Raw genomic sequence first — 6,738 nt, 5'->3', positions numbered from 1 at the left:
AACGGCATACAGCAACGCCTGGAGCGGATAGCTGGAGTGCCCCATCGCCTCGACCAGCGCCTCGGGGCGGTAGGACCAGCAGTGAGCAGGGCGTCGAGCTGGCCCAGCCAGTTGGTCTTGTAGTCGACGACCAGGTAGCGGCCGTCGACCCGCAGCACCACGTCGATCGACCCGGTGAGGTAGCCGCGCAGCTCCTGCTCGGCCAGCACGGGCTCGGCGTCCAGGACGTCGGCGTAGCCACGCACCGGATCACCGGCCGGGAGGTGCCGACGCAGCAGCGGGGCGAGGTCGCCCAGCAGCCTGCGGGGGCCGGTCGGTGCCGCCAGGTCACCGCCCCGAGCGGCAGCTCGAAGTCCAGCTCGCACAAGCGGATCTCGCGTGCCGGCCGCGCGCAAGGTGGTGCCGCCGGCCAGCGGTCCGAGGGGCGTGTCCAGCACCGCGACGAGGGCGTGGACGAGCCGGTCCACATCGACGTCGACCGGCCACCACACCAGCTGCTCGCCGATCCGGGCGCGCAGCTCGGCGTCGAGGTCTACGGCCTGCGGGTCGGCGTGCTCCAGCACGGCGTGGACGAGCGAGCCGAAGGTGGCGCCCACCGGCAGGTCGGCCATCGGTGAGGGCAGGTCGTCGCCGCCCGGGAGCAGGCCAGGCAGCGTGGGCCTCTCGTCGACGACGACCGGGATCTCGGGCTCGTCGTCGCGGGGCACGACCTCAGGCTCGCTGCCGACGCCACCGCTCAGCTCGTGCCCCTCGGCGTCGCGCGGAGCGCTCAGGGCGGAGTAGGACGTGCGCCGCCAGCTGGTGTCGACCACGCGGTCGAAGCGCCCGATGCCGAGCCCGCTCGGCGCCGTCAGGACCGGTGCCGGCACCGGGTCGCCCAGGTCGGCCGGCTCGAGGGTGAACGCGCCGACCTCGGCCCATCGCGAGAGCCGCTCGGTGGCGTCGTCGTCGGTCTTGGGGGCGGCTACGGTGTCGGGGATCTCGGCCTGGATCGGACTGCGCCCGAACAGAGCTCGATGCAACGGCGCCGCGGCGACGTTGTTGGACGGAGCCCACCAGGCCACCACCTGCGACTGCGCCCGGGTGAGTGCGACGTAGAGCAGCCGCAGTGACTCCCCCGCCTCCTCGGCCTTGTGCCGCCGCACCGAGTCCGCCCACTCCGGACCCGAGGGACCACCCACGTCGATGCAACGGGTGCGCTGTGGGGCCTCGGTGTGGAACAGCGGGATGTCGGCCTCCTTGCTGACCCACCGATCCGAGAGCGCGGGGAGGTAGACGACGGGGTACTGCAGGCCCTTGCTGCCGTGCACCGTGACGAGCTGGACGGCCGCAGCGTCGCTGTCCAGGCGTCGGGTGCGCGCGCCCGCCGCGACCGGGGTGTCGTCGGCGAGCTGGGCCTGCAACCACTCGAGGAGCGCCACCAGGCCGAGCTGCTCACGCTGACCGACCTCGTGCAGCAGCTGACCCACGTGGCGCAGGTCGGTCAGCTCGCGCTCGCCACCGACCCGCCCCAGCACGCGAGCCGGCAGGCCGGCGACCGTGAGGGACTCGATCACCGCAGCCGCCCCCTGCCGGGCGTAGACCGTGGCGAGACGCCGCATCAGCGCGGCCAGCTCGTCGTCGAGGTCGTCGCCGCCGGTGGCCAGCCGCTCGACGTCGAGGCCGACCAGGTCGGTGAGCGCAGCCGCGCGGGTCAGCATGGACCGGTGCGGGGCCGCCATGGCCGTCAGGAGCGCCAGCCAGTCGTGGGCGGCCTTGCTCTGCAGCACGTTCGAGCCACCGGTGCTGACGGCGTGGATGCCCACGTCGCGCAGCGCCTGCTGGATCTCGATCAGGGTGCGCGAGGTGTGCGCGATGACGGCGACGTCGCGTGCGTGCAGCGGCCGTCCGTCGAAGGTCGCCCCGGAGTCCAGCAGCGCGGCCACGTCGAGCGCGAGGTCGCGGGCGATGTGCGCGCGCACGGCACCGACCTTGCTGTTGCCGCGCAGGTGCTCGCGCTGGCGAACTTGCCTGAGCCGCAACGGTTCTGGATGTGGCGCGCCGTGCAGCCGAGACTGCGTGCGCTGCGCCTCCACGTCGTGGACGATGATCTGCGGGTCGCCCAGGGCCGCCCCGCCGAGGAGGGCGCCGATGGACCGCACCAGCCCGGCGTCGCTACGGAAGTTGCAGGGCAGCGTGGCCTGCTCCTGTGCCGTCTGCGCGGCCTCCAGGTAGGTGACGATGTCACCCCCGCGGAAGGCGTAGATCGCCTGCTTGGGGTCGCCGATCAGCACCATCGCGTGCGCCACCCCGGTGAAGGCGCGGTCGAGCACCTGCCACTGCACCGGGTCGGTGTCCTGGAACTCGTCGACCAGCACCACCCGCCAGCGCGCCTGCATCCGTGCGCGGGCCGGCGAGTCCTTGTCCGTCAAGGCGTCGGCGAGCTGGGTGAGCAGGTCGTTGTAGTGCATGACCTGCAGCCGACGCTTGCGGACGTCCATCTCTCGACGCACTACCTGAGCGAAACCCACGCGACGGGCGGCGACGCTGCCCGGCTCGGCTGCCGAGGGGGCGAGCGTGGCGTGGTCGTCCTCGATGGCCCGGCGGGCGATCGCCAAGGCGTCGCGGCGCGAGAAGATCGGCCTGTTGGTGGCCCCCACGAAGCCGCGCAGGTAGAGGTCGTCGACGACCTCGACGAGCAGGTCGTCCAGGTCGTCGACCAGCTGGGCACCGGCGTCGGTGTTGCCCGCGACGCCGAGGCTGCGCAGGACCTGCTGGCAGAACTGGTGCGTGGTCGCGATGGTGGCCGCGTCGAACGACGTGAGCGCCGTGCGGAGCCGCTCGAGTCGCAGCAACCGCTCGTCCTCGTCGACCGCGAGCAGCAAGGTCAGGAGCTGGTCGCGGTCCTCGACCGGCGGCGGGTCGTCGAGCGCGCGCTCGGCGGCGTAGAGCTGCTCGCGCACCCGCGAGCGCAGCTCCTGGCTGGCCGCCCGACCGAAGGTGACGACCAGCATCTCGGGCAGGGTCACGACGCCCTCGGCGACGTAGCGGGTGACCAGGGCCGCGATCGTCCAGGTCTTGCCGGTCCCGGCGCTGGCCTCGAGGAGCACGGTGCCCTCGGGGAGCGGGTCGGTGATGGCGAAGTGCCGCGCGCTCATGCCCACTCCCCCTGCTGCAGGTCGCCGTCGAGGACGGGCCGCCACAGCCGCAGGGCGTACTGCCCGAGCCGGCTGGTGACGCCCGGGAACCACATCTCGTCGTCCCGCGGCTCACCGAGGATCTGGTGCAGGCCCACCGCCTCGCCGTAGACCTGCAGGTGGGCCGGGTCCTCCTGCTCACCCACCTTGAGGAAGCGCCCGGTCTGGCTCTCCCACTCCTTGGTCGCCGACTCCTCGGCGTCGCGCGGGCTCCCGCTGACCAGGAACGTGCGGGCGTAGGCGTGAGCAGCGTTGCCGGGCAACGGGATCGGGCCCTCGAGCCCTCGGTCGCGCAGGTCGACGAGATCGGCCAGCGTGGTCATCGCCAGCTCGCGCGGCATGGGTCCGTGGGTGAGGTGCCGGACGCCCGGCCGGTTGCCGCGGCGGAGCTGACCGACGAGGTGGGCGCTGGAGAGCTCCTCACCGGCCGCGCTCAGGGCGAGCGCCGTGACCCACGAGCGCAGCGTCTGCTTGGCCTTCAGGGTCGAGTACGTGACCTCGAGCGCCCCGGCATCGGTCATGCCCGGGACGGTGCCCACCACCCGACGTCCGTCGGGCAGCGTGATCTCGAGGTCGACCGTGCGCGTCGGCGCCGGCCGCCCCGGGGCTCCGGCGCCACCCACCCGCCAGGCGGCCGCCGTGAGGTGCTTGACGATCTCGGTGATGTCGGCGAGCTGACGACTGCCGAGTCCCCCGGCGGCAGCTCACCGCGCCAGCCCTCGGCGCGCACCAGCTCGTCGAGATCACGGCCGGCGAGCACGGCGCGCAGCAGCCGGTCGCCCACCGTCCAGCGCTGCAGTCCGTCGAGCTCGATGGGGATGCCCTCGGCGCGCTCCTCGGGGACCTCCGGCAGCAGCAGGCCGAGCCGGGTGCGCAGGAAGTCCTGGGCGGGGTTCAGCAGGAAGCGGATGAGCTGGTCGAGCGGGACGTCGTCGGCGCCGGCAGCCTGGGCGGACGGCGGCAGCGCCACGTCGGCCAGCGGCTGGGCCAGGGTGCGTTCGCCGAGGGCCGCCTGCGCTCCCGCGAGCGCCGTGGGGTCGTAGCTGAACGGCCGCCCATCGGGTCGCAGCGACGTGCCGTCGTCGCCAGGAACGCCGAGGTTGCGCGTGTCGTAGGGCTGCAACGGGTGCCGCGTGACGACGGCCTCCGCGCCGGGACCTGAGGCGGTCGCCTGCACGGCGTCGATGATCTCGCCGAGCGGCACGGCCGGTGGGCGCTCGGCGCCGCTGTGCTCGTCGGCCCCGGTGTAGGTGATGACCACCGTCTCGCGCGCAGCCATGAGCGCGTCCAGGAGCAGCTGGCGGTCCTCGCTGCGCGGGTCGCGCTCACCGGTCAGCGGGTTGCGGGCCAGGGCGTCGTCGCCGTCGGGCACGGTCGTGCGCGGGAAGATGCCGTCGTCCAGACCGACGAGGCACACCACCCGGTGCGGCACCGAGCGCATCGGGGTCATCGTGCACACGGTGAGCGTGCCGGTGCGGAAGTTGGCTCGCGTGGCCCGCCCGGCGAGGTGCGCGGACAGCAGGGTCGCGACGTCCGACAGCCGTAGATCGGCCGTGCCGGTCTCGCGGGCGGCCGAGCCCTGGATGCGGGACAGCTCACGGCGCAGCTGGGTGACCTGCCACGCGTCGCTCGACCGCACGTCGGCGAGACCGAGCACCCCGTCGCGCAGGGCCTCGGCCCACTCGTCGGCGCCCCGGCACGCGCGCAGCCGGCGCACGGTGGCACCCAGCCGGTCGACGAGCTCGGTGAGCCGGCCCGCCAGGTCGATGTCACCGCTGTCGAGGTCGTCGAGGGCGAGGACGGTGCCGACGTGGTCGCGGTCGACCCCGTCGAGCGCGGCGCCGACGACGACGCGGTCGAGACCGGCGCGCCAGGTGTTCTGCGCGAACGACGACAGCTGGTAGTCGGCGCGGTGCTCCTCGTCGAGCCCCCACCGGATGACGACCTGGTCGACCCAGTCACCGAACCGGTCGAGGTCGTCGTCGTCGAGGGCGAAGCGCACCCGCACCGGCTCGGTGCGGGCCAGGTCGAGGACCTCGCTCGCGGTGAGCCGTCCGCCGGCCAGCACCACCAGCTGGGCGGCGAGCTCGAGCAGCGGGTTGGTCTCGCGCGGCCCTCGGTCCGCCAGGCGCACCCGGAGCCCGTGGGCCGGATGTCCTTGTGCCGGATGCCCCTGCGCCGGATGGTGTGGTGCCGGATGCTGTTGTGCCCCAGCGCGATCCGCGAACCCCGGCGGGAGAGAGTGCTCGCCGGTCACCGCCCGCGGCGCACCGAGGCCGAAGCCTGCGTGCACCAGCGGGGCGAACGCGTCGATGTCAGGGCACATGACGAGGATGTCGCGTGGCTCGAGGGTCGGGTCGTCCTCGAGCAGGCCGGTGATCACGTCACGCAGCACGTCGACCTGACGTGCCGCACCGTGACAGGCGTGGATCTGCACCGACTGGTCGGTCGCCGCGATCACCCGGGCAGCACGCTGCTCTGCGTCCGGCAGCGCGTTGGCCCGCACGTCGGCCTGCAGGAGCTCGAGAAGTGTTGGCGGGCGGTCGATCTCGTGCCGCACCTCCCCCTCCGCCGACGTCTCCGACGTCGCGTCCACGACCGCGACAGGGGCCAGGCTGCGCTGCAGCTCGCGCGAGTCTCGACCGAGCGCCGCGAGCAGCGGGTGCGCGATGGCCCGGACCGAGCGGTCGTCGCGACGCAGGACCGGGCCGGACGCCACCTCGGGCGCGAGCACCGACCAGCCGGCCGGCGAGGCCTGCGGCAGCCACAGGTGCACGTCCCGGTGCTCGCCGAGCGCCTGCAGCAGCTCCAGCTCGGTCGCGGCGAGCCGGGTGTGCCCGAAGACGGATAGCCGCCCGGGCAGGAACAGGCCGTCGTCCCCGTCGCGCAGCCGCGCCATCACCGACGCGAGGCGCACGTCCGGAGGCTCGGCGTCGACCAGCCCGAGCACGTGTCGCCACAGCGGCGGCTGCCACCGCAGGTCCGGCGCCACCTCGCCGCCCAGGCCGTCGCCCTGACCTCCGCGCCGCCAGTCACCGACCAGTGCAGGCCGCTGGGCGGCGTAGCTGCTGAACAGCCCGGCCAGCCGTCTCGCGACGGAGTAGCGCCGCGCCGCCCGCAGCTCGCCCTCGACCCCCTCCACCCGGTGGCCGAGGTGCTGCGCCAAGGCGGCGGCCCACGGCTCGTCGAGGCACTCGTCGACGGCCTGCAGCACGGCCCACGCCAACCGGTCCGGGTGCCACGGGTCGTCGTCCTCGAGGCCGAGCGTCAGGGCGACCAGCGAGTGCGGGTTGAGGAACCGCACGCCGGCGCAGACCCCGTCACCGCGACCCGGCCCGGCACCCAACCGGTGCGACAGGCGCTGGGCGAGCCATCGCTCTACCCCCTTGGCGGGGACCGCGACGACCTCCTCGGCGAAGGGGTCGGCCAGGGGCGTGGCGAGCAGCCGAGCCAGCTGGTCGGCGAGCTGGTCGGTCGCGGTCGCGCGATGCACCTGGAGGGTCACGTCGATGACCATAACCGCGACCACTGACAACCCCCTCCGGGCACGCCCGGGAGGTCG

Annotated in this window: 1 protein-coding gene and 1 pseudogene; both read right to left on the bottom strand. The window is 73.9% G+C overall.

Annotation, left to right across the window (positions count from 1 at the left end):
* Positions 1 to 3,137, bottom strand: a 3,137-nt coding sequence (locus tag MM440_RS08760; RefSeq protein WP_241443911.1) for a UvrD-helicase domain-containing protein, incomplete at its 3' end; no start/stop codon positions are given.
* Positions 3,134 to 6,693: pseudogene (locus MM440_RS08755) on the bottom strand (exodeoxyribonuclease V subunit gamma). The gene MM440_RS08760 and the pseudogene MM440_RS08755, both read right to left, overlap by 4 nt.
* Positions 6,694 to 6,738 lie beyond the last annotated feature (45 nt).

The organism is Arsenicicoccus piscis (assembly GCF_022568835.1).
GTDB classification, from domain to species: domain Bacteria; phylum Actinomycetota; class Actinomycetes; order Actinomycetales; family Dermatophilaceae; genus Arsenicicoccus; species Arsenicicoccus piscis.
This window is presented reverse-complemented; position numbering and strand designations above follow the sequence as displayed.